Source organism: Archangium minus (assembly GCF_044360475.1).
Classification (GTDB): Bacteria; Myxococcota; Myxococcia; order Myxococcales; family Myxococcaceae; genus Archangium; species Archangium minus.
Genome location: NZ_CP043494.1, coordinates 4,628,642 through 4,651,936, shown reverse-complemented (window position 1 = coordinate 4,651,936; position 23,295 = coordinate 4,628,642). Strand labels below are relative to the sequence as shown.

Annotated in this window: 22 protein-coding genes; 9 read left to right on the top strand and 13 right to left on the bottom strand. The window is 67.1% G+C overall.

Annotation, left to right across the window (positions count from 1 at the left end; genetic code table 11):
• Positions 1-6 precede the first annotated feature (6 nt).
• The gene (locus F0U60_RS19190) at positions 7-1,362 is read left to right on the top strand and encodes a cation:proton antiporter (protein WP_395822043.1); all 1,356 of its coding nucleotides are present in this window, start codon (positions 7-9) and stop codon (positions 1,360-1,362) included.
• Here F0U60_RS19190 and F0U60_RS19185 read toward each other — a convergent pair.
• The gene (locus F0U60_RS19185) at positions 1,357-2,547 is read right to left on the bottom strand and encodes a cytochrome P450 (RefSeq protein WP_395822041.1); all 1,191 of its coding nucleotides are present in this window, start codon (positions 2,545-2,547) and stop codon (positions 1,357-1,359) included. The genes F0U60_RS19190 and F0U60_RS19185 overlap by 6 nt on opposite strands.
• A 61-nt stretch (positions 2,548-2,608) precedes the next feature.
• On the opposite strand from F0U60_RS19185, the gene F0U60_RS19180 reads away from it, so the two are divergent.
• Positions 2,609-3,358: a helix-turn-helix domain-containing protein gene (locus F0U60_RS19180; protein ID WP_395822039.1), complete on the top strand. Its 750-nt coding sequence runs from the start codon at positions 2,609-2,611 to the stop codon at positions 3,356-3,358.
• A 255-nt stretch (positions 3,359-3,613) separates the two neighbouring features.
• Here the strand turns inward: F0U60_RS19180 and F0U60_RS19175 are convergent, their stop codons facing one another.
• Both F0U60_RS19175 and F0U60_RS19170 read right to left on the bottom strand, forming a co-directional pair.
• A complete protein-coding gene (locus F0U60_RS19175; protein WP_395822037.1) occupies positions 3,614-4,081 on the bottom strand; it encodes an SRPBCC family protein in 468 nt (155 codons plus the stop codon).
• Positions 4,078-4,464 (bottom strand): ArsR/SmtB family transcription factor, encoded by a 387-nt coding sequence (locus F0U60_RS19170; protein ID WP_395822035.1) that lies wholly within the window; start codon positions 4,462-4,464, stop codon positions 4,078-4,080. Before F0U60_RS19170 ends, F0U60_RS19175 begins: the two co-directional genes overlap by 4 nt.
• An 86-nt stretch (positions 4,465-4,550) precedes the next feature.
• On the opposite strand from F0U60_RS19170, the gene F0U60_RS19165 reads away from it, so the two are divergent.
• Positions 4,551-4,766 (top strand): bacteriophage T4 gp5 trimerisation domain-containing protein, encoded by a 216-nt coding sequence (locus F0U60_RS19165; RefSeq protein ID WP_395822033.1) that lies wholly within the window; start codon positions 4,551-4,553, stop codon positions 4,764-4,766.
• A gap of 70 nt (positions 4,767-4,836) precedes the next feature.
• Here F0U60_RS19165 and F0U60_RS19160 read toward each other — a convergent pair whose 3' ends face one another.
• A complete protein-coding gene (locus F0U60_RS19160; protein ID WP_395822030.1) occupies positions 4,837-5,100 on the bottom strand; it encodes a hypothetical protein in 264 nt (87 codons plus the stop codon).
• A gap of 209 nt (positions 5,101-5,309) precedes the next feature.
• A complete protein-coding gene (locus F0U60_RS19155; RefSeq protein WP_395822026.1) occupies positions 5,310-6,068 on the bottom strand; it encodes a DUF5953 family protein in 759 nt (252 codons plus the stop codon).
• A gap of 343 nt (positions 6,069-6,411) precedes the next feature.
• Between F0U60_RS19155 and F0U60_RS19150 the strand changes: the two genes are divergently transcribed.
• A complete protein-coding gene (locus F0U60_RS19150) occupies positions 6,412-6,756 on the top strand; it encodes a hypothetical protein (protein WP_395822023.1) in 345 nt (114 codons plus the stop codon).
• Here the strand turns inward: F0U60_RS19150 and F0U60_RS19145 are convergent.
• From F0U60_RS19145 to F0U60_RS19130, 4 genes are all read right to left on the bottom strand, one after another.
• The gene (locus F0U60_RS19145) at positions 6,729-7,223 is read right to left on the bottom strand and encodes a GNAT family N-acetyltransferase (RefSeq protein WP_395822020.1); all 495 of its coding nucleotides are present in this window, start codon (positions 7,221-7,223) and stop codon (positions 6,729-6,731) included. The genes F0U60_RS19150 and F0U60_RS19145 overlap by 28 nt on opposite strands.
• Positions 7,224-7,251: 28 nt before the next feature.
• Positions 7,252-8,727, bottom strand: coding sequence for an endo alpha-1,4 polygalactosaminidase (locus tag F0U60_RS19140; protein WP_395822017.1), 1,476 nt, complete (start codon positions 8,725-8,727; stop codon positions 7,252-7,254).
• A 299-nt stretch (positions 8,728-9,026) separates the two neighbouring features.
• Entirely contained in the window at positions 9,027-10,280 is a 1,254-nt protein-coding gene (locus F0U60_RS19135; RefSeq protein WP_395822013.1) for an MFS transporter, read from the bottom strand.
• A gap of 45 nt (positions 10,281-10,325) precedes the next feature.
• Positions 10,326-11,426 (bottom strand): NADH:flavin oxidoreductase, encoded by a 1,101-nt coding sequence (locus F0U60_RS19130; RefSeq protein ID WP_395822010.1) that lies wholly within the window; start codon positions 11,424-11,426, stop codon positions 10,326-10,328.
• Between the two features lie 81 nt (positions 11,427-11,507).
• Between F0U60_RS19130 and F0U60_RS19125 the strand changes: the two genes are divergently transcribed.
• Positions 11,508-11,669: a hypothetical protein gene (locus F0U60_RS19125; RefSeq protein WP_395822007.1), complete on the top strand. Its 162-nt coding sequence runs from the start codon at positions 11,508-11,510 to the stop codon at positions 11,667-11,669.
• Here the strand turns inward: F0U60_RS19125 and F0U60_RS19120 are convergent.
• A complete protein-coding gene (locus tag F0U60_RS19120; protein WP_395822004.1) occupies positions 11,666-13,090 on the bottom strand; it encodes an MATE family efflux transporter in 1,425 nt (474 codons plus the stop codon). The two genes, F0U60_RS19125 and F0U60_RS19120, sit on opposite strands and share 4 nt — an antisense overlap.
• Before the next feature lie 91 nt (positions 13,091-13,181).
• Here F0U60_RS19120 and pheA point away from each other — a divergent pair, with 91 nt between their 5' ends.
• Complete coding sequence (gene pheA, locus F0U60_RS19115) at positions 13,182-14,405, top strand: chorismate mutase (protein WP_395822001.1); 1,224 nt, start codon at positions 13,182-13,184, stop codon at positions 14,403-14,405.
• Here the strand turns inward: pheA and F0U60_RS19110 are convergent.
• On the bottom strand, positions 14,378-17,293 hold the full coding sequence (locus F0U60_RS19110) for an aldo/keto reductase (RefSeq protein WP_395821999.1): 2,916 nt from the start codon (positions 17,291-17,293) through the stop codon (positions 14,378-14,380). The genes pheA and F0U60_RS19110 overlap by 28 nt on opposite strands.
• Positions 17,294-17,330: 37 nt before the next feature.
• On the opposite strand from F0U60_RS19110, the gene F0U60_RS19105 reads away from it, so the two are divergent.
• On the top strand, positions 17,331-17,978 hold the full coding sequence (locus tag F0U60_RS19105; protein WP_395821996.1) for a hypothetical protein: 648 nt from the start codon (positions 17,331-17,333) through the stop codon (positions 17,976-17,978).
• 7 nt (positions 17,979-17,985) lie between these two features.
• Here the strand turns inward: F0U60_RS19105 and F0U60_RS19100 are convergent, their stop codons facing one another.
• Positions 17,986-18,831 carry an SDR family NAD(P)-dependent oxidoreductase gene (locus F0U60_RS19100; RefSeq protein ID WP_395821993.1) on the bottom strand — a complete coding sequence of 282 codons (846 nt, stop codon included), beginning with the start codon at positions 18,829-18,831 and terminating at the stop codon, positions 17,986-17,988.
• 26 nt (positions 18,832-18,857) lie between these two features.
• Positions 18,858-19,544 carry an acetoacetate decarboxylase family protein gene (locus F0U60_RS19095; RefSeq protein WP_395821991.1) on the bottom strand — a complete coding sequence of 229 codons (687 nt, stop codon included), beginning with the start codon at positions 19,542-19,544 and terminating at the stop codon, positions 18,858-18,860.
• 554 nt (positions 19,545-20,098) lie between these two features.
• Between F0U60_RS19095 and F0U60_RS19090 the strand changes: the two genes are divergently transcribed.
• Entirely contained in the window at positions 20,099-22,021 is a 1,923-nt protein-coding gene (locus F0U60_RS19090) for an ATP-binding protein (protein WP_395821988.1), read from the top strand.
• Between the two features lie 33 nt (positions 22,022-22,054).
• Positions 22,055-23,254 (top strand): hypothetical protein, encoded by a 1,200-nt coding sequence (locus F0U60_RS19085; protein WP_395821985.1) that lies wholly within the window; start codon positions 22,055-22,057, stop codon positions 23,252-23,254.
• Positions 23,255-23,295 lie beyond the last annotated feature (41 nt).

The following is a 23,295-nucleotide window of genomic DNA, read 5'->3' as shown; positions in this document are numbered from 1 at the left end:
AATCCGATGGTTATGTCCCTCCTCCAAGCCGCCACTCAAGGCGCCGAATCGGCGGTGGGTGCCAAGGCGGAGGAGATCGTCCTCCACCTGCTCGCGCAGTTCATCGCAATCCTCGCGGCGACGCGCATCGTCGTGTACATGGCCAAAAAGGTCGGCCAGACCGACGTCGCGGGAGAGATCCTCGCGGGGCTCGTCCTGGGCCCGAGCCTCCTGGGTGCACTCGCGCCGGATGCGATGCACACCCTCTTTGATGGGTCCACCTCGCAGACGTTCATCGGACTCTCGCAGGTCGGCCTCATCCTCCTCATGTTCCAGATTGGCCTCGAGTTCGAGTTCAAGGCCAACCTGAGCACCTCGAAGAAGTCCATCTCCGTGGTGAGCATCGCGGGGATGGTCGTTCCGTTCGTCATGGGGTACCTGAGCGCGCCCTGGTTCCACGAACGGCTTCCCGAGCCCCGGCCCGACCTGCTCGGGTTCCAACTCTTCTTCGGAATCTCCATGTCCATCACGGCGATTCCGATCCTGGGACGCATCTTCATGGAGCTCCGGCTCGCCCACACGCGTGTCGCGGCCCTGACGATCGGGGCGGCGGCCATCGACGATATCGTCGGGTGGTTGATCCTCGGGGTGGTGACGCTCATCGTACAGAACCAGTTCGCGCCGTCGAAGATTGTCTGGCGGTTGGTGGCCCTCGCCATCTACGTCGCCTTCGTGTTCCTCGTGGCGCGACCGCTCCTCAAGCGCTTCGTGGACAACAACCTCCGGCGCCATGGCGGGCTCCAGATGAGCACCGTGGCCATGCTGCTCCTCGTGATCTTCGCGTCTGCGTTCGTCACGTCCAGCATTGGTGTGTTCGCCATCATTGGCGGCTTCGTGATGGGCGTGTCGCTGCACGACAACCGGTCCTTCGTGGAGGAGTGGAAGACGCGTATCTCCCCGCTGGTGAATACGTTCTTCCTCCCGCTCTTCTTCGCGTACACCGGTCTGCGCACGAGCATCGGCACGCTCTCCAACGCGAGCGAGGCGTTCGCGTGCCTCATGGTGGTGGCGGTGGCGTTCATCTCGAAGTTCGGCGGTGCCTACGTGGGCGCGCGCTTCGTGGGCGAGGACCACCGCTCCGCGACAGTCATCGGCGTCTGCATGAACACGCGAGCCCTGATGGAGTTGATCGTGCTCAACATCGGTTATGACCTCGGCGTGCTCCCCAGGAGCATGTTCACGATGCTCGTGATCATGGCGATCCTCTCCACGTTCATGGCGACCCCGCTCATCCGCTGGTTGATGCGCGGGGAGGAACGCGAGCCCCTGAGCAGCGCGGAGCTGGGAGGTAATTCGGAGATGGGCCGCACGGCTCACTCATGAGGAGCGTTCCCGCCTGCCCGGCTCGAAGCGGATGGGCAGGCGGGCCGGGCCGTGCACGTGGATCGCCGCGCGCGGCTCCCACGGTGCGTCGCTCGCAAGCGTGAAGCCCCTCACCCTCTCCAGGAAGGTGGAGAGGGAGATCCGGGCCTCCAGGCGAGCGAGCGGCGCGCCGATGCAGAAATGGATGCCATGTCCGAAGGCGATGTGTGGGTTGGGATCACGCGTGATGTCGAACCGGTCCGCGTCGCGGAACCTCTGTGGATCCCGGTTCGCGGAGCCGATGATCGGCATCACCATCTTCCCGGCAGGAATCACCTGGTCGTGCACGGAGACGTCACGCCTCGTCATGCGCCACATCGCCTGGACGGGCGAGCGGTAGCGCAGGACCTCTTCGATCGCCGAGGGGAGGAGGTCGGGAGTGGACCTGAGGCGGGCGAGCTGGTCCGGGTGCTCGATGAAGCACAGGATGGCATTGCTGATCAGGTTGGTGGTCGTCTCGTGGCCGGCCACGAGGAGGAGCTGGAAGAAGCCCAGGATTTCCTCCTCCGTCAGCCGCTCACCGTCCACTTCCGCCTCGACGAGCCGGGTCAAGAGATCATCCCTCGGCACCGCCCGCCGCTGCTCGATCAGCTCCTCCAGGTAGACTCGCATCTCGTCGGTCACGACGCGAAACGCCTCCTGCACCCGGGCCGCCTCCTCTCCGCCCGCAACGGTGTGGCCGAGCGCCATGATCACATCGCTCCAGCGCCTGAATCGCGGCTGGTCCGCGACGGGGGCCCCGAGCAGCTCCGCGATCACCCTCAGGGGAAGAGGGACCGAGAAGTCGGTGACCAGGTCCATCTCTCCGCGCTCGATGGTCTGGTCCAGGAGCTCGCGAGACAGCTCCCGGATGCGGGGCTCGAGGCTCGCCACGGCCTTGGGGGTGAAGGCCCGCATGATGAGGGCACGCAGCTTCGTGTGGCGCGGCGGGTCGGAGAAGACGATCCACTGGGAAGTCCGGGCGGTCGGAGGTGACACGACGGAGCTGAACGCCTCCGCATCGTTGAGAGCACGCTTCACGCCCTCGTAATCGAGGAGCAGCCACAAATCCGAGCGTGGCTCATGAAGCACGGGAGCAAAGCTCCGGAGCTGGTCGTAGGAGGGAAAGGGATTGCGGCGCGTCTCTTCGGAGAGGAAGTCCAGCATCAATCACAACCTCCGTGACTTGGAATCGGGGGACACGAGAGCACAGTACAGTTCACGAGGTATGGAGCGCTTGAACGAATCCCGGATCGGTGCGGTGCACACGGACGCTTTCGCGGTGCGCGCCTCGACGTCGACGGTTTCAACGTTTCACGCTCAACACGGCGCGGCGATCCTCGTTGGATTGGACCATGACGTGACAGTGACCGTGGCGGACCGCGAGCACGTGCGTGGACGCGTCGTCGTGGTGCCGCCCCATCTGCCCCATGCCGTCGTCAGTCCCGGGCCCACGCTCGGGCTGCTCTACGACCCGGAGCGGGCGCCGCACGTCGCGGGCTACTCGCGCAGTCGAGGAGGCGCGTTCCCGCTCGAAGGTCGCCTCGCGGCGCGCTTCGGAGCGGCCATGGCTGCGCACCGCGCCTCCCTGCCCCGCCCTGACGTTCTCGACGGCCTTGCCCGCGAGTACGCGACCTGGCTCTCGAAGGAGCCGTCACGCCACGCGCTAGACAGACGTGTTGCCCAGGTGCTCGAGGCCTTGCGAGATCCAACCGCCGACCGGCGTCTCGTCGTGGCGAACACCGGGCTCTCCCAAGCGCACCTGCAGGCGCTGTTCGTCCGCGACGTGGGGTTGCCCATCCGCACCTTCCAACTGTGGCGCCGGCTCCTCGTCGCGGTGGCGGCACTGGCGCGCCTCGACGCGACGAGCGCCGCCCACGCCGCGGGGTTCGCGGACCTCGCGCACTTCTCACGAACCTCTCGCCGCATGCTCGGCTATTCGCCTACCGGGCTGCGCGACAACCTCCTTCAGGCCTGAGCCTCCGGCCACGGGTGCCAGCCGCGAGCAGAAGGTGTGCCGCAGGATGTGCAGCGCCCCGGTGACCGGCAGCCCGGCCCGTGTCTGTGCCTTCTTCATCCAGCGGGAGACGGTCGCCCTGGCCACGGGCTCGCCGTCGTCGCGGTAGAGCACCCGAGCCCCTCGCAGGTGACAGTTGGCCGCCAACAACGCCACCAGCCGCTTCGTGACGTGGCCTCGCCACTCGGCCTGCCGGATGTGGACGAAGCCGCCCCCTCAACGCTGAGATGCGAGGTGCGCTTCGAGCCGCGCGAGGGTCTGGGTTCCGCCCTCGATTGCGTACTTCGCCGCCTGCTCGCGAGCTTCGACGGTCGGCAAGGTGTGCTGGAGCGTGACACGCGTTCTGCCGCCTTCGTCCTTGAAGGTGACGACGGCTTTGAACATCACCTCCCCTTCCTTCGAGCCGTGGTCCCACTCGAGCCGCTCGTCGGGGACCACCTTCGTGTAGAGGATGTGGTTCGGGAAGTCGGTGCCGTCGGGACCGTGCATCGTGAAGCGCCACGCGCCGCCGGGCCGCACGTCCTTGCTGTAGGTCGTCGTCCGAAACCCGTTCGGCCCCCACCAGTTCGAGATCATCTTCGCGTCCGTGAACGCCTGAAAGACCAGCGCGCGTGGCGCGTTGATCAGCCGGGTCACTTCGAGCTGCCGCTTCGCGAGCTCATTCAGATCGAGCGTTGCATTCATGTCTTCTCTCCTGTTCGGGCCTTCTTCGGGGGTGCCACCTTACGGGTGCGTTTCGGACGCGGCTGCCCCTGCAGGTCAGCGAGGTAGTCCTCGAGCCTGTCGAAGCTGCCCTCCCAGAATTGTCGGTAGTGCTCGAGCCAGTCGTTGGCGGTCTTCAGCGGCGCTGGCTCCAGACGACACGGTCTCCACTGAGCTGCGCGGCTCCGCGTGATCAGCCCGGCGCGCTCGAGCACCTTGAGGTGCTTCGTCACTGCCGGGAGGCTCATCTCGAACGGCTGTGCGAGCTCGGTGACGGAGGTCTCGCCCTTTGCCAGCCGAGCGAGGATCGCCCGCCGAGTGGGGTCTGCAAGGGCTGCGAAGGTGGCGCTAAGGGGATCGATCATTCTCGAGCATTTAACCTATTGGCTAACTAACCATTTGGTTAAATTCTGTCAAGCACTCGGTCAATTGCGAATGCGTACGGTCGTCAGTGCGGCGACGACAGGCCAAGTCCAACTCGTCCCTGGGGGGCGACGGCTACAACGAGCTGCGCTTCGAGGACGAGACCCACAAGGAACAGCTCTTCATGCACGCCGAGCGCAACATGGACGTGCACGTGAAGAACGACTCGTTCGAGAACATCCTGAACGACCGGCACGCCATCGAGAATCCTGGCACCGTCACGCTCCCGTCCAGCTCCGACTGACGTCTCTGCGCCTTGCGCCGAGTCCCGGCAGGCGCATCCCCGCCCCGTCCAGACGGGGCTCGGCGAGCTGTTACGAAGAGTCGGGCGTGACCTCCCCGGCGCGAGGTTGACTCAGGCGAGAGAGAGTCATCTTCGTGGGCGCTCCCTCCACGGGGCGCTTCCCACCTGAGGTGGTGGAGGCCTTCCAGTCCATCGCCTCGGTGCCCGCCGCCGGCAGCACCGTCGTCTTCCGTGTGCGGGCCAGGGACGCGCAGGGCAGCGCTCTCTCCTTCACCTGGTCCACCAGCACCGGCACGCTGGGCACCGCCACCAGCACCGTGACGTGTAGCAGCACGGCACGGGCCAGAGCTCCGCGAGACAGTGGAGAAAGTGAAGCGGAGCAGCCGAGAAATCATCCGAGTGGCGAAGACAGTCAAGGAGTGGAAGCAGAGGCCACCGGACGTGGAGGCGGTGAGGCCGGGGAGGTGCCCGGGGTGAGGCGCGGCGAGCCGACCGGTGGGTGGGAGGGTGGTGCTGCACGGCCACTGCGAGCCGCGCCGAGCCTCAAGGGGGGGCTCGCCCGCCGAGCTCCGGGAAGCGCTCGTAGGCCCGTTTAAGCGCGTCCAGGTGGGCGGGGTTGTCCAGGTCGAGCGGCGCCTCGGTGAGCTGAACAATCCACCCGCCCGTCGCGGTACGCCGTGAGCGCGCGAGCAGTTCCACGTCGCGGGCGGGGTCCGGAAAGCCGATGGCCCGTGCGGCAGCATCCGACCAGTAGTTCAGCCAGCCGAGGTGATGCGGCATCTCGGGCGCGAGGATGTAGTCTGGAAACCTGAGCGCTGGCAGCCCTCGTGGCGGAACTCCTGGCTTACGCACCGGATCGGTCGTCTGCCGCGAAATCTCCACGGTCGCGTTGGAGGGCGTGGCGTGCCCCCAATACGCACGTGCGCCTTCCCCTACGGCCGCCAGCACATCCGCTGCCACCGCAAGGCTGGCTGCATGCGCTGGCAGCGACGCATGCACTTCAAAATGCGGCGGGCCATCTGCGGAAAGACCGTTCGGGTTTTCGAGCCCAAAAATCGTCACAGGGTGGGCGTCGTCATCGTTGCAAAGGAACGGAAACCCTCCGTCTGTCCTGTCGGACGCGACCCACGCATCGCGGTGAGGTACTGCGATGAGGTCGTCCTTCTCCGAGGTTGTCCACCACAAGCGCAATCCAGGAAACGCACGCTCCATTCCATGAACGATAGCAAGCGGGCGCCCATCATCGCCCACGAGCGCGGGCGCGTACACACTGACGGTAATGTCATTTAGAGCAAACTCCATATCAACACCACTCCATCACGACAATGGCGAGGGTTTTATCCAATTTCTCAAGAGCTTCTTTGTGTGCCCCTCCAGCGGGGTTAGCGTGGCCAGTTGCAGCGCGTCGAAGTTCTTCCCATTCACGAACCCGAGCCGACGAGCGTGGGAGATCCGAACCAGACCTCGAGCTACCGCAGCGCGATGCCAAGCACCCCGCCTGCCATGCCAGAGTGGGCCAGCACCGACTTCTTCAGCCCCTACACACCTCGGGAGCGTTGACCGGCGAGGCAGCCACAAGAGTCATGGCATGAGCCCCAAGCCCCGGACATAGTCCGGGGGATTCGGAGAGAAAGGAGCCTTTGCCGTGAACGGACCACTCATGCTCTCGGCCATCGTACGAGGGGATCGCAACGAAGCCATCTCCCGCATCGAGGCCGCCATCTCCGCGTGTGGGTGGTTGGTGGAGGCACGCGCCTTTTCCGGGCTCTACATGAGCTTCCAACTGGAGCTCGAGCGCCCGCGGATGAGCGATTTCGCACGGCGCATGCGGGAGGCTGGCGCCGCACTGGATGACCCCTCCGAGGCAGCACTCGCGGCCGCGGCCACCGACACCTCGACACGTGAGGGAGCCGTGGCCGCGGCACTGGGGGTCACCTTCCCGGACGGAAATCCCGACCAACGTCAGGTCATCCCCCGCGTGCCGGGATAGGTCGCCTCGTAGAGCCCCGGCGAGAGCCGACGAAAGCCAAGCTGCTCGGCGAGCCGCACGGCCCGGTCATTCGCTGGCGACGTTTGCGCCCAGATGCGCTGAAGCCGCAGGGTTTCAAAACCGAAGGTGATGATCGCCTGAGACGCCTCGCGGGCGTAGCCGTGGCCCCAGTACGCCGGAGCCAACTCACAGCCCCACTCCGCATCCAGTCGGTCCGGAGCATCCTTGCGCACCCCACACGTCCCAATGACGGCTCCGCCCAAGGTGATAGCGAGTTGGTACTTCGTCCGAGGAACCTCCTGGGCCCAGCCATGGAGCATCTCCACGAACAAGCGAACGTCGTCGCTCGACGGTGGCAGCTGGCCGTAGTGCTCGAGATAGGCCGGAAGAGATTGATAGGCGAACACGGCAGGCCAATCCCCCGGCAGGAAGTCGCGCAAGACAAGACGTTCGGTCAGAAGCTCCATGGCTGGTTCAGAAAGGCTACCTCGAGCACTACTGCGGGTCCCAGCCAGCGTTCACGGTCACTCGGTCGAGCGCGCGCACGGTGACATAGGGAACAAAGCCTGCGGCACGGGAGCGGGTGTAGGCATCGGCGACGTGCGCAGCCTGCACCGCATAATCGACGGAGAGGACGAGCTTGCCCGCGGCGCGCACGCGCGAGGCGTTGCGGCGGTTCTCCTCACACCAATCCTGGCTGCACGCCACGTCGTCCGACCAGTACATGTCCTCCATGGCCAGGCCATCGATGGCCTGGAGGTAGCCCGCGTAATCGACGAGCTCCGGGGAGTTCTGCGGCATGACCCGGAAGGACGGGTTCTTGGATTTCGCGTACTGGCTGATGCGCGAGATGAGCGCCACCATCTTGCGCGCCAGGTCGTCACGGTTGGTGCCCGCGGAGTTCGCAGGAATCTCCTCATAGGTCACCACCATGTCGAGGTAGCAACCATCGAAGCCAGCGGCGAGGGCCCGGTCGATGCGGCCCTGGACGATGGGCCACCAGCGCTCGTCCCAGTACTTCACGTACTGCTCGTCCGGCCAACCGTCCACCGCGCCAAGCTTCAGGTCGTCGGGGACCTGGTCCCACTCGGGACGGTACTCCTCGATGGCGCCAATCTCGAAATAGGAGAGCACCTGCTTTCCGGTGGCCTTCACCGCCGCGATCTCGTCGCTCCGGAAGTAGTCGCTCGAGCCATCACGAGACAGCTCGATGACGGCCAGGTCGAACTTGGAGCCGGCGATCTGATCCAACCGACCATTGGCGTACTCGGTGAGCTGGTACGTGAAGCTGCTGACGCCCGTCCAGGGCACGGGGGTCGGGTTGGTTCCAGCATCCGTGGCTCCGGCATCCGGGGTTCCGGCATCGGTCGTGGGGCTGCCCGCGTCCGTACCTGCCAGCTGAACACGCACGACCAGCAGATCGAGCAGGGAGGCATCCGCCGAGGACTCGGTCCTGTAGCGCAGCTTGAAGGGGCCACCCCTCACGAAGCGGCTCACCGGTGAGGGGAGCTGGAGTGACGCAGACGTCCACGCCCAGGAGCGGGCGAAGGTGTTGTCACCCACCACCACCCAGGAACCCGCATCGTAATCCCAGGCCTCAAAGAGCCAGCGCATCTCCGAACGCAGGGGACCGCGGTAGTTGATGCCTACCTCGGCCTCCTGAACGGACGAAGCGCTCACGCCCTGTGGCAAGCCGTAGGAGCACGTCACCGAGCTGTTGGGAGCGAACTCCACGTACTCCGCCCAGCGGTCCTCCGTGCCGGAGAGTGTCTGGGTCGAGAGAGCCTGGACGCCCTGCCCCGACCCAATAGAGCCACGCAGCACCTGAAGCGTGGAGCACGTCAGCGTTTGAGCGCTGACGAGCGCGGTCGCGGATGGCTCGTCGAGCCCCTCCTCCACCTCGGGAAGCTCATGACAGGCGGTGAGTACCGCGAACAGGGCCAGCGACCACCGGGCGAGTAGATGTCTCACGATTGACCTCATTCGAAATGAAGCACAGCGCACCGTACGAAGACCCTCCGCCCAAAATCCATGAATACAATGGAATAGCAGAATTTCCAGATAATGACGTGAGACTCTTCGTCGGCAATCTAGAAGACACCTCTCATCGACAAGTGGCTCAACTAGAGCGCCACGGCAGGTCCGAAGTACAAGGCCCCTGCCTTATTCATCTGTTGCTTGAATTCCTCGTTTCATGATGGAACAGGAATTCAACACCCCCCGGGCGATGGCCGGATGGAAGTCTTCCACCATCTTTTGAGGGGCGGCTCCTACCGTGCCGGAGCGGTGGTCCCCCGATCGGACACCGCGACGAGCACCTCGTGAAGCACGGTGAACAGCACCGCGCAGATGGCGATCATCGGGGCGACGACCTCGAGGCCAAACCGCTCACTGAGTAGACCGGCGAGACTGGGCAGGGTCGCGACGCCCAGGGTCGCCGCGCTCACCTGGAAGCCAACCGCGTGTGCGGCGGCCTCTACGCCGATCCGCCGGGGCGTCTCGGACATGAGGCCCGGGAAGATGGGTGCGAGCGAGAAACCGATGATCGCCAGCCCAATGGCGGCGGGTAGCACCGGGATGGCGAAGAGGATTGCGCCCAGGACGGCCGTCCCAGAGCACAGCCGCAGCAACCGGACGGAGCCCACCCGCTCGACGATGAAGCCGAGCAACACACGCCCCGCCAGGAGACTCCCCCAGTACAGGCTCACCCACGTCCCGGCCACCGTGGTGTCGATCCCCCTCGACTCGGTGAGGAAGGTGTAGCTCCACTGGCCGGTCGTGACCTCGACGCCGCTGTAGAAGAAGAAGAGGAAGATCTGCAGCCAGACCCGTGGGCGGAGGAGCGTGGCCCCCGTGGAGATCGCGGGCGTCACACCGTCCCCGGCCGCAGGACCCGAGGCATCGGAAGCCTCGCCCGTTCCCGAACGCGCCTGCTCGCCACCCCACTGCCGGCGCATCACGGCGAAGCTCACCGCGAGGAGACCGAGCACCGCGCCAATCGTGACGTAGCCGGCCCGCCACCCCCCTCCGCGCGCGAGGATCGCGGTCAGGAGCACCGGCCCGAGCGCGGCCCCGGTGCTATAGGCGGCATGCAGCCACGTCATGTGGCGCGCGCCGAAGTGACGGGCCGCGTAGGTGTTGAGTCCGGCGTCGATCCCACCCGAACCCACGCCGATGAAGCAGGCCGAGAGCAGAAACCAGGGGAAGGCTGGGGCCAGCGAGAAGCCGGCGATGCCCAGGGTGACGAGCCCGGTGCTCACGGTGAGGAGGGTGCCAATGCCCAAGGAGCGGATGAGCTGCCCTGCGCGCAGGCCCGAGAGGAAGTACGCAGCGGCGGACGTGGCCAGCACGGCGCCCAGTGCTGCCTGCGGCAGGGCGAAGGCGCCACGGATGGAGGGCCAGGCGATACCGAGCACGGCGTCCGGCAATCCCAGACTCACGAACGCCAGGTACGCGAGTGCGAGAAGTGCCGGACGCGGACGGGGCGCCGCCAGGACGGGCGCGGGGGAAAGCGAGTCACTCATGGCGGCGCAATCTACGAAGAAGCGGAGCTCGCTCCAGTTGGAAAACTAGGCGAGTGAGGCGAGTGCCTCCTTTTTGAAGTCGTACAGCTCGTGGTTGCGGCCCTCGCGCACCTTCCTGGCCCACTGCGCATCCGCGAGGAGCGCTCGGCCCACCGCCACGAGGTCGAACTCGTCCCGCTCGAGCCGGTGCAACAGGTTGTCGAGCGACGCGGGCTTGGAGCTCTCACCCCCGAAGGACGCGATGAACTCGCCCGACAGTCCTACCGAGCCGACCGTGATGGTGGGCTTGCCGGTGAGCTTCTTCGCCCAGCCTGCGAAGTTGAGGTCCGAGCCCTCGAACTCGGGCTCCCAGAACCGGCGCTGCGAGCAGTGTAGGATGTCCGTCCCGGCCTCGACGAGCGGCGTGAGCCAGGCCTCCATCTCCTTGGGCGTCTCCGCAAGCCGGACCTTGAAGTCCTGCTGCTTCCACTGGGACAGCCGCAGGATGACGACCATCTCGGGGCCCACGGCGGCGCGAACCGACTTCACCACCTCGGCGGCGAAGCGGGAGCGCTCGGCCAGGGTGGCGCCTCCAAAGGCATCGGTCCGCTGATTCGTCCCCTCCCAGAAAAACTGGTCGATGAGATAACCGTGGGCACCGTGCAGCTCGACCGCGTCGAAGCCGAGCCGTCGAGCGTCCGCCGCCGCCCGGCCAAAGGCCGCAATGGTGTCCGCGATGGCCTCTTCCGTCATCGGCTCGGTGAACTTCTTGCCGGGCGAGGAGAAACCAGAGGGGCTGTCGACCGGAGGCGGCGCGACCCAGGTGGTCATGGGATTGCGCGCGGAGCCCACGTGCCAGAGCTGGGGCGCCATCACCCCGCCCGCGGCGTGCACCTCGTCGATGACGCGCTTCCAACCGGCCAGCGCCTGCTCGCCATGGAAGTCGGGCACATTGGGATCATTCTTGGCCGACGGGCGCGCGACCACCGTTCCTTCCGAGAGGATGAGACCCACCTCGGCCTCGGCACGACGGCGGTAGTAGGCGGCGACTTCAGGCGTCGGCACGCCTCCGGGAGAGAAGGAGCGCGTCATGGGGGCCATGACGATGCGGTTCTTCAGTTTCAATGACTTGTGAGTAAAGGGACGGAACAGGGCGTCTGCTGCCAAGGGGGGAGCTCCCGACTCGATTGGGGGTTCGAGGACGTTTAATTAACCGGCTCGCCGTCGCTCGCCAGCCAGAAACGCGGGATGTCCCCTCTCCCTCTGGGAGAGAGCAAGGCGGGGGTCCCCGTCGAGTACCGGTGCTTCGCCGGTCAGGTCCATCCGTTTGTCCTGCTGACCGGACTTATCGACGCCGCGCACGACGCCAGGCGCATGATCGGCAAGCGACTGCGCGAGGCGTTCGCCTAGGCTTCTCCCGTTTCGTGGCCGAACATCTCGCCTGGGTTCGGCGTCGTCGGTCCCGTTGGAGGCCTCCTCTTGATCGAGCGCTTCCAGTGGCCCGAGAAGTAGTAGCCCATGCTGACGACGAGAGACACGGCGAAGCTCAGGGCAATCGCGTACCAGACCCCTGTCACACTGCCCATCCGCTTCGAGAGCCAATAGGCCACCGGGACACGCACCACCCAGAGGCTGATTAGCGAGAACACCGTCGTCATCAACGTATTGCCCGCGCCATTGATGATTCCGTTGCTGACGAAGATGAGCGCGAAGAGGACGTAGCAAGTCCCGACGATGTGCAGGTAGGAGACCCCTGGTGCGATGACCGTGGGATCCGAGACGAAGATCCGCAGGAGCGCCTCGGGAAACACCACGGCCACAGCCGAGATGATCACCGTGATGCCTCCGCTGAACAAGCAGCCCCACTTGAAGATCTCGCGAACACGATCGTGGTGACCCGCCCCGAGGTTCTGTCCGGCCAGCGTCGAGATCGACATGCCGAAGGTCATGGCCGGCAGGAAGGCGATCTGATCAATGCGTGAGGCCGCGCCGAAGGCAGCCGTCGCGACCTCGCCAAATCCATTGACGATGCCGGTCACCATGACCATTCCGATCGACACGAGCGACTGCTGAAAGGCCGAGGGAATCCCAATCCGCAAGGTCGCCCAGGTAACCGGCCCCAGATGATTGAAGCGCGGCCAGGAGGGCGCGACGGGGACCTTCTTCATGCGCAGATAGGAGATCAAGGCAACGAGCGCCACGATCTGGGAGATCAGCGTGGCCCAGGCGGTCCCGTTCAAGCCGAGCTTCGGAAGCCCCATCCATCCGAAGATCAGAATGGGATCCAACGCCGTGGTGAAGAGGACCGAGCCGAACTGGAAGTAGAGCGGCGTCTTCGAGTCGCCCACGCCCTGGAGCATGCTGCGCATCAAGAAGATGCCGAAGCTGAAGGGCAGCGAGAGCAGGAAGATCCGCAGGTAGCTGGTGGACTCGGCGAGCACCTCTGGAGGCGTGTCCATGGCGCGGAGGATGTCCGGCGCGAAGAGCTCCCCCAGGATGGTGAGCACAATTCCCAGGGCGTAGGTCAGCACGGTCGAGCTGTCGACGACCTTCCGCAACTCGTCCATCCGCCTGGCGCCGAAGTTCTGCGACACGAGGATGTTCGTCGCCAGGGTGAGTCCCATTCCGATCGCGAACAGGACGAAGACGACGGGAAAGCTCACCGTCACGGCCGCGAGCGCCGAGGTGCCCAGGAACTGTCCCACCCAGATGGCGTTGACAAAGCTGTAGGCCGTCTGAAGAAAGCTCCCGATCAGCATCGGGATGGAGAAGGCGACCATGTGCTTGGGGATGCTGCCGGTGGTGAGGTCGCGTCCGAAGGTGGGTTTCATGGGCCAGGTGCTTCTACTCGCAGCGCCCCCTACCCTCCAGAAGGAACTCCGGCGTGGAGAGGCGAGAGGCCCCCTTGTATGGTGGAGAGCGATGGCAACCAGGAAGACCGGAAAGAAGAGCAGCCCTTCCGCCCGTAAACACCGCGCCACGGAGCCCGTGCCTCCAGCGGACGCGCCACGACAGCCCGCCCGCCCCGGAGAGCCCTCGGCCCGGCTCCAGGAGCTCCGCCGGAAGATCGATGCCGTCGATCAGCGGCTGGTCCGGCTCCTCAACGAGCGGGCGAGCCTCGTCGTCGAGGTCGGCAAGGCCAAGCGCTCGGATGGAACCCCCATCTACGCGCCACACCGCGAGGCAGAGGTACTCCGCAAGGTCCTGGCCTCCAACCAGGGGCCGCTGAGTGAACGCAGCCTGGAGGGCATCTACCGCGAGCTGATGAGCGGCTCTTTCGCGCTCGAGCAGCCGCTGCGCATCGGCTTCGTCGGCCCTCCCGGCTCCCAGTCGAACGATGCCGCGGTCAAGCAGTTCGGCTCCTCCGTGGATTATGAGGACCTGCACGAAATCGTCGGCGTCTTCACCGAGGTGCGCCGAGGGCACGTCAACTACGGGCTCGTCCCCATCGAGAACTCACTCGGCGGCGGCATCATGGAGACGCTCGATGCCTTCAAGGCCAACGCCCACCAGGTCTCCATCTATGGCGAGGTGCAGATCGCCATCCACCACGCCCTGCTCGCCAACTGCCAGCCCCGTCAGGTGCGGCGCATCCACTCCAAGCCGGAGATCTTCCAGCAGTGCCGCAACTGGCTGAGCACTCAGTATCCCGGCGTCGAGCTCATGCCCTCGGCCAGCAGCGCACGCGCCGCGCAGATCGCCGCTGACGAGTGCCGCAAGGCGCTGGAGATTGGTGCCGAGCCCGGCTCAGCCGCCATCGGCACGGCGCTCGCCGGGCGCATCTACGGGCTCAACGTCCTCTTCCCCCGCATCGAGGACGACCCGAACATCATCACCCGCTTCGTCATCATCGCCCGGCAGCAAGCTCGGCCCACCGGCGATGACAAGACGTCCATCATGTTCACCACCGAGGACAAGCCCGGCGCGCTGGCCACGGTGCTCGGCATCTTCCAGGAGGCGGGCATCAACCTCTCGCACATCGACAAGCGGCCCCAGGGACGCGAGCGGTGGACCTATACGTTCTTCGTCGACGCGCTCGGCCACCGGGAGGACCCGGCCATGGCCGCCGCCATCGAGAAGGTGAAGACCCACTGCCGCGAGCTCTTCATCCTCGGCAGCTACCCGCGCTCGCGCCGCATCCTCTGAGTGGGCGCATCGCTCGGGGGCTCGTCCTCGTCGAGCAGCGCCAGGAGGGTGTCGCGCGTGCCTCCCGGCGCCTGCCGCACGAGGGCGTTGAACCGCTGATTGCTCGCGCGGACCCGCTCGCCGTGCGTCCTCATCGCCGCCAGCACGTCCGGCATCATCCAAGGGCGCTCGAGCACCTCCAGGTTCTGCCTGAGCTCGCGGTGGTTGCGCGGCGCCGTGAGGCACGCCCCCACCCCGGGCTGTGACAAGGAGTAGCGATAACAATCCACGGCGCTGGGAAGCGGGAGGTCCGGAGGCTCGCCGGGCGCGGGCCGCAGCAGGCGCCCGTAGCACGTGGCGGTGAAGGTCAGCACGCCCGTTCCGCGAGCGAGCGCCTCGGGGAAGAAGGCCGCCTCCGCCCCCGGGTGTGCGGCGCTGTGGCGTGTCATCACCACCGGCCATGGGTGCTGGCGCAGGGCTTCCAGTGCAATGTCTCGGTGGTGGGTGGAGAAGCCGAAGGCGCGGACCTTGCCCTCGGCGCGCAGGGCCTCGAGCGCCTCGAAGTTCTCCGCGTCCAGCCGCTCGCGCGAGCGCACCCAGAACAGCAGGAAGACGTCCAGCCTGTCCGTGCGCAAGAGACGCAGCGCGGCCCGTACGTCGCGCCGAATCGCCTCGGCCCCCGAGTGGTACGTGCCAGCCACCACCACGAGCCCGTCCCGCCGGATCCGGCCGGAGCGAAGAAAGCGCGTGAGCTCCGCGTAGCGAGGCTCCCAGAAGAACGCGTTGACGCCTGCCTCATGGGCCTCGGCCAATGAGCGGGCCGGCAGTCCGTGCGCGCCTGAAAGGACGAGCGGTGAGAGGTTCAACCCCGTCTGGCCCAAGGGCCGCTGGGACGTATGTGGCGAAGGCTCCGGCACCACGCGGGCTGGGCTCGCCGTTCCCCGCTGGGGACGGGTAGGCCTCCGCCGGTGAAGGTCGGGTACCGCCTCGAAGGCCTCATCCGGAAAGACGAGCGTCAGGGCCTCCAGGTGCGAGGCCACTCGCGCAGGTTCGGTGGAATCGCGGAGCGCGGCACACAGCCGCTCGAAAGCAGCACCATCTGCCTGGCGCAGCAGCCACGTGTAGGCGGAGACACGAAGGTCCTCGGCTTGCTCGCGCTCGGGCCCGTGCAGCAAGCCGGCCAGGCGCTCGTCGAGCGTCTCGCAGACCTCCAACGCCGATGCCGCCGCGGCCCGGACCATCGGCGACGTGTCGAGCGACAGGCGCAGCAAGGCACTCAACTCCTCCCGCTCCCCCTCCGCCCGGAGCAACCCGGCCGCGCGTGCGCGAATCCATGGGTCCGGCAACCTCGAGCCCGCGAGCGCAACCGAGCGCACCTCATGGGGACGCAGCTCGTGACGGCGGGACATGAGGAGGCTCATCGCCGCGCGGCGCACGGACAGGTCCGGATCGTCGTCGCACGCCACTCGCGCGGACTCCACATTCAACACGGCGGCTCGAATCCAGGGATCCTCGTGCTCGGACGCCGCACGCACCTCCGCGTCGGACAACACCCCTCGTGCCGCGAGCGCGGCCAGCGCCACTGCGCGGACCGAGGGCTCCACGTCCTCCAGGGCCTGGGAGAGCACGGCCTCGTCTTCCAGCAACGCCGCCGCCTCCGCCACGGCCCGGCGCTCGCGAGGAGAACGGGCCCGAGGAGCAAAGGCCACCAGCGCACGGGCATACGTCTCGAGCGCGTCCTGCGCCACGGGCCGCCGCTCCCACGCGGAGAGGATCGTCCCACGCACTGCCTCGTCCGGGTCCTCGAGCGCGGCCAAGACCACCACTCGGCTCTCCGGGTCATGGACGAGCCCCGAGAGTGCCGCGCGCCTCACGGCGGGCTCGGGATGCTGAACCAAGGGACGGACGCGCTCCAGCAGTCCAGCATGCGCCCTCCGCGCGGCCAGCCATGCCGCATGACCCACTGCGCCCGGTCGCGGCGGCTCGTCGAGAATTCGGGAAGCGAGGGCCACGTCGTCCAGGTCCAGACGTTCGAGGAGGGCACGGACCTCATCCGCGGCATGGGGGACCCGCGGCTCGTCCAACCACCGCATCGCGAGTCGGAGGGCCTCCGCATCTCGCCGCTCGCGCAGGAGCCGCCGCGCCAGGGTCCGCAGTGGCTCGTGCGGGTCTCCGAGCCACTTCACCAGGGCGGACACGGGGACGTCTGAAGAGGGCATCCGCTCGAGCCGGGCCGTCACCACCGCCGGATCCTCGTTGTCGAGCGCCTCCATCCCTCGCGGAAACAGCTCGGGCCCAGGCTGAGACGAACTGCCCGGAGCGCCAGGAGACGAGGCCACTCCACTCCACACGCCCTCGAGGTACACAGCGGCCGCCCTCACCGCGCCCTTCCGAGAGCCCTCCGCCATCGCGCCCACACGCTGCCGCACGAGAGGCTCCGCGTCTCCGAGCCACCCCAGCGCCTGCACCGCCGCGTTGCGCACGCGCCAGAAGGGGTCCTCCAGCGCCTCGAGCAGGAGCTCCAACGCCCCGGACCCCGCCACGGAGGCCGCGGCCCGGATGGCTGCGCGGCGCACCCACCAGACGGGCTCCTCGCGAAGGGCACGCGAGGCCTGCGGCAGCAGCGACTGCGCGCCCATCCGCGCCAGTGCACGCCAGGCCCGGTCGCGGACACTCGGCAAGGGGTCGCCCAGAGCCTCGAGCAGGGCTGGAACGAAACGGTCATCCCGGGCCTCACCCAGCCGACGCGCGGCAGAAGCCCGGACCTCGGCGTCCTCGTCCGTCAGCAGGGCCTGACGCAGGGCATACCGACCCGGTGGCACCGAGGTGTCGAGGGCCTCCACCGCCTCGCGTCGCACCTCGGCATTCTCGTCGAGCAGCCGCACGGCGGCCGGATCCAAGGAGCCCATGCACGCGGACTCTACGCGCCCTGGTAGAGTCGAGGACATGCCCGACATGCTGGCCATCATCAGCAAGGCCGTGTTCGAGAAGGAAGCAGCCGGTCGTGCCCCTGGCGACGTGCTCCCCATTGCTCAGTACCGCAGCGCCAGCAAGGCCCTGGAGCCGCTGCGCGCCGGAGGCCGGCTCTTCCTCGTCACCGTGCGGCCTCCAGCGGAGGCGCTCTGGTTGGTGGCGGTGCTCGAGGGACTGAGGTTCGAGGACAATGTGTGGCAGGCCCAGCCCAACCAAGTGCCCATCACCGACATCACCGCCCTCATTCCCCGCATCCGCTTCGAGTCAGGCAAGGGCATCCACGCCGCGAAGGGAGCCCTGGGCATGTCCCTGCAGACGCCGCGAGCACTCGCGCCCGGGGACGTGGCTTTGATGCTGGAAGCGGTGGGAGGCGCGAGGGAGGAGCGCCTCATCAACCTGACGGCCCATGACACTCGGGGCCCGCTGCCATGCCTGTGCCGTCGCTGCCTGCCCACCAGCGGCGAGCACGCCGAAGCACAAGGCATGACGTTCACCCGCGCCCGGGTGGAGACGGAGGGGCGGGTGCTCCACTACTGGCTGCCCGACGAGCTGCTGCCCGACACCCAGCAGGTGGCGAAGTCGGTCCGGGGCGCGCTCCTCGCGCGCCTCCGCTCCGCCTGAGTACGGCTCAGGAAGCCCGCTGCTTCGGCGCCTTGCCGAAGTCGCTCTGGGCATGCCCGCCCATACGCGTGAGCCAGCGCATGACGCCCGGGGCGTGCTGGAACATGACGTAGATCATCCCGAGCGAGCGGGGCACGTCGATGATGGCCGAGCGGCGGGCGATGCCCTGCACGATGGCCTCGGCCACTTCCTCGGGAGAGACCGGAGGGACGAAGTCCGCCATGCGCGGCATGCGCGAGGACGGCACGTGCTTGCGGAAGAAGTCCGTGCCCGCCACCGTCCCGGGACGCACCAGCATGACGTGCACGGGCGTCTCGCGCAGCTCCAGTTGCAGCGTCTGCGTGTACCCGTCCACCGCGGCCTTCACCGCCGTGTACGCCGCGGACGAGCCGCCCACAAAGACGCGTCCGGCCGAGGAGCCCATGTTGACGATGTGGCCCCGCTTGTTGGCCTGCATGGAGGGCAGCACGGCCTTGGTGGCGTAGACGATGGCGTTGAAGCCCACCTGCATCGTCTTCTCCACCTCCTCCACGGGCATGTCGCTCACATCCGCCCACCGCACGAAGGCGGCGTTGTTGATGAGGACGTCGATGCGACCCGCCTCCTTCTGGATGCCCGCCAGCCACCCCTCCAGCTGCTCTCGTTTAGAGACGTCACAGCGAGCGAAGTGGAAACGATCCGGATAGGGAAGCTGCGCCGCCTGTGCACGTGCCGTCCCCAGGTTCTCCTCGGAGATGTCGCACACGTACACGGAACCACCCGCCTTGGCGAGCTCCCGAGCCGTGGCCCAGCCAATGCCCTGGGCCCCACCCGTCACCACGCACACATGATCCTTCAAGAATTCCTTCGCCATGAGTCTCACTCCTCCGGGGGCTTGTCTCAGCGCACCGGCTTCGCGGCCCCGAGCTCGGTCCGCAAGTCCTTCATCCAAATGCTCATGAGAGGACGCCTGTTGGCAACGCCCAACGCGGCCAGCGGGCTGTCCGCCGGAACGTTGCAAGTCGCCTTCACCAGGCGCAACTCGCAGTCCACACTCGCATCCGTGGTGGTCACCTGCCCCCGGAGCGGCTGCACGGTCGGGACAGACACCTTCATCCGCCTCGGGAGCCCCAGTCCGGAGCTGTAGCGGGCCTCCAGGAGCAGCGTCCCCTTCTCGTCCCACGCCTTGCCAGAGAAGCCCCCGCCCGGCGCCTGGTGGTTGAGCTCGAGGCGCGCCAGCTGCTTGGGAATCCCCCACAGCTCGCGCCCGCCTCTCAGAGAGCGGGGCTCGTCCACCCAGATCTGATCCACCTTCGAGCCGGAGAGGCCCGAGGTATGGCGGACCATCACGTTCGCGAAGAGCTCTCGGTAGGTCATCATGCTGCCCTGCTGGTAATCCACGAACCCCATCATGACGACCACGTGCCCCGCCACCTTGATGGGGCTCAGCTCGGGGTGCACCACCGCGAACGAGCAGCGGTCCGCGGGGACCAGCCAGATCGAGCTGTACATCTGGCCCACCAGGGGCCACGGCGTCGGCGGATAGGACTGCTCCTCGGCTGCGGTCTTCACGGCATCCGCGCTCATCAGTTCATCTCCTTGTTGGGTACGCCTTGGAGGTCTTGGCCTTGCGGCCGCTAGAACGGCCGTCAGGGGTGCAAGCATCCCAAGAAGTAATCGGATTTCCAAGACCTCCGGATTTCCTTTTACTCCATGTTTACTTCTTGATTTTTGCAAGAGCGCGGTAATCTCATTTTCATAGGATGGACAGATTCGTCGAACCCATGGGGTCGGGTTTGAGAAGGCCATCAGAGCGGGTTTACCCGTGAAGGCCCTGGTCTTCCGTCAACCAGGCGACGTTACGCTCCGGGTGTGGCTCCGCGCGGCCACAACGTCCGTGGGTGCCATCCTCCTGCTCGGCCTGGTCTGCCTGCGGGACCCTCGGTGTTGCATCCGGAGGTACGGGAGAACATCGAAGGGCGTTGGAGCGATGCGCCTGCCTCACGAAGGAAGCGAACGAGAGCAAGCTCGGGCGGCTCCAGGGCAGAGCGTTCGCTTTCATCCTGGTTGAGAAACGTCACAGGCGGCGGATCTTCCCGGCGGAGGCGCTCGGGATTGGTATCCTGCGTCCTGGCCTGCCCATGAACCCGCCGAGACGACAGAGCTGGCTCTGGCATACCGGATGGTACCGACTCCTGTCGCTGCGGGTGCTCGTCCCGTTGCTGCTGCTCGCGTATGCCTGTGCCTTCGGCATCTACACCCTGCGACGCGATGTGGCGGTTCGCGAGCAGCAGGTGGAGGAGCACGTGCGCGGGGACGTCACCCTGCGCATGACGCACCTGCAGGGCACGCTCGAGTACCTGCTGCGCACGGGGCAGTCCGAAGCAGTGCGCGAGGAGGTCGCGAGCCTGGGCTCCAGCCCCGACCTGCGGGTGGGACTGCTCCTCGATGAGCACGGGAACGTACTGGCCTCCACGCGGCTCGCCCAGTTTGGCAAACCGGCGAAGGAGGCCTGGCCGGAGCTCGCGCTTCCAGAGGCCCTCGCCCGTATGGAGGCCGCTCGGCAGCGGATGAGCGGGGACGTGCGGGTGAACGAGGACGGCACACAGGTGGTGGGGTACGCCCCCATCCAGCTCGGCCCGGGTCTCCCAGAGGAACGCGTGGGCTTCCTCTACCTCCAGCACGATCTGACCCAGCTCAAGGCGGCGCAGCGCCACCGGGCCGAACGCTCCGCGCTCCGCTCGAGCCTGCTGCTGGTGCTGATCGCCGGCATTCTGGGGCTCTTCTTCCACTTCGCGCTGGGGCGGCGTGTGCAGCGCCTGGAGTCTGCCGCCCGCCGGCTCGCCGGAGGGGAGCTGCACGTGCGCGCCGGGCTGCGCGGGGTGGACGAGCTGGGAACGCTGGGCCGCGCCTTCGACGAGATGGCCGAGCGGATCAGCAACGATCAGGAGGCCCTGCGGCGCTCGGAGGCCAGCTTCCGCACCCTCATCGAGCGCACCCCCGATGCCGTCTTGGTCCATCGCGATCAGACCCTGCTCTTCGCCAACCCGGCGGCCGTCGCCCTGCTGGGCCATGAGCGCGAGGAGCTGCGGGGCCGCAAGGTGGAAGAGCTGCTCATGCCCGGGGACCAGGAGCGGCTCACCGAGCCCAGCCAACCCGGCGTCGCCCGTGAGATTCACTTCCGGCACCGAGGAGGCCAGCAGGTGCTGGGCGAGGTGGTGACGTTCTCCATTCCGTTCGACGGTCAACCCGCGGTGGTGTCCATCGCGCGTGACATCACCGAGCGCAAGCAGGTGCAGGAGAAGCTGCGCGCCACGGACCGCATGGTGTCGCTCGGCACGCTCGCCGCGGGCGTGGCCCATGAGCTCAACAACCCCATCTCCTACGTGCTGAGCAACCTGCGCTTCGCCGTGGACGAGCTGAGCGAGGAGACGGAAGCGGGCAGGCCGCTCTCGCTCGATCAACTGAAGGAAGTCCATCAAGCCCTCCGCGAGGCGCTCGAGGGCGGTGAGCGCATGCGCAACATCGTGCGCGACCTGAGGAGCTTCTCGCGCAGGGAAGACGAGCGCTTCGGTCCGGTGGACATCCACGCGGTGCTCGACTCGTGCGCGAGCCTGGCCCGGAGCGAGATCCGCCACCGCGCGCAGCTGGTGAAGGAGTACGGAGAAATACCGCGCGTGCTCGGCAACGAGTCGCGGCTCGGACAGCTCTTCCTCAACCTGCTCGTCAACGCCGCCCAGGCCATTCCGGAAGGGGATGCGAAGACGAACCACGTCCGCCTCACCACCGCGAGCGTGGATGAGGCGTGGGTGGTGATCTCCGTGCAGGACACGGGGGTGGGGATTCCGCCGGAGAACCTCCAGCGACTGTTCAAGCCCTTCTTCACCACCAAGCCCGTGGGAGTCGGAACGGGGCTGGGCCTTTCCATCTGCCACGGAATCGTCACGGCGATGGGCGGGCGCATCGAGGTGTCGAGCGAGGTTGGCAAGGGCACCACCTTCCGCGTCTTCATGCCCGTGGCGGAGAAGAGCGTCCAGCCCGCTGCCGAGCCGAAGTCCGCCTGAGTCTCGCCACGAGTCCCTGGATCCGATGCGCCGATGAGCCCTCCCCTTCCCCCTGGAAACCGGATCGCCGCACGCGCCCTGGCTGTGGGCGTTGGCGTCCTGTTGGCGGCATGGGCCATGGCACGCGGCTTCATCGTCCTGCTCGAGCGATCCATGGACCGGGAGACCCAGGCCAACATCACCGAGGGGGCCGAGCGTATCCAGGACTTCCTCCAGGAGCTCCCGGCGCTCGCCGCACGTGAGGACGCGGCGCTCGTCTTCGGCTCGTCCCTCATCCAGCACGGCTTCTCTCCGGAGGTGTTCGAGGCGCACGTCAGAGGGCCGCGCGTCACCGCCTACAACTTGGGCTTTCCGGGGGTGGATCCGGAGGTGCAGCGCCTGTTGGCGCACCGGGTGGCGGAGGCCTTCCAGCGCAGCGGACATCGCGCGCGGTTGACGGTGGTGGAGTTCACCCCCTTCCAGGCCACCCTGGCCCGGGGAAGGTCCGCGAAGTTCAGCGAGATGGCCAACGTGAAGCGCGCGATGCTGGCCACGCCGGGCGACCTGGTGGAGACGGCGCTGCGCTCGCCGGAGGAGGCCTCGCACCTGGCGGCGCTCCAGGCCCTGGGTGGCAACTCGCCCCTGGCCATCACCTCGATGCTGGAGCACCAGCTCTTCGCTGACCCCGCCCCTGCGGACCCTGAGCGGCAGGAGCTGGTCGCTCGCATGCGTGCTGGAAGGGAGCGGGTTGAGCAACGGCGCGTGCGCGCGTGGGATCCCGTGCGCCGGGGCGAGGCACGCCTCTTCTTCGATGAGACGCGCGAGGACTACCTCGCCTGGGTCCGGCTTCGCACAACGCCGGAAATACTCGAGCAGAACCTGGAGTGGAGGGTGTGGACGAGCGACCTGCTGGAGCTGCACTTCGATGAGCGCAAGGTGGCCGCCTTCGCGGAGGCGGTGCGCACGCTGGCCGGGGTGTCGGAGCGCACCGTGCTGCTGCTCGCCCCGCGCAACCGTGCCTGGGTCCAGCTCACCCCCGAGGGCCGCTCGCGGCTCGCCGAGGTGGTCGCCCGCCTGTCGCGTGACACGGGGGTTCCGGTGGTGGACCTGTCGGAAGCGCTGGAGTTCACCCCCGAGGACTTCATCGACGTGACGCACCTCAATGAGTCGAGCGGGCGGCCCCGGCTGTCGCGTCGGCTCGCCGAGGAGCTCTCGCCTCCCGCCCCTCCCCTGGTCGGCCCGGGGACTCCCTGAAGAACCCGAAAGGGGACTCGGGACGACATCTGGTACACTCC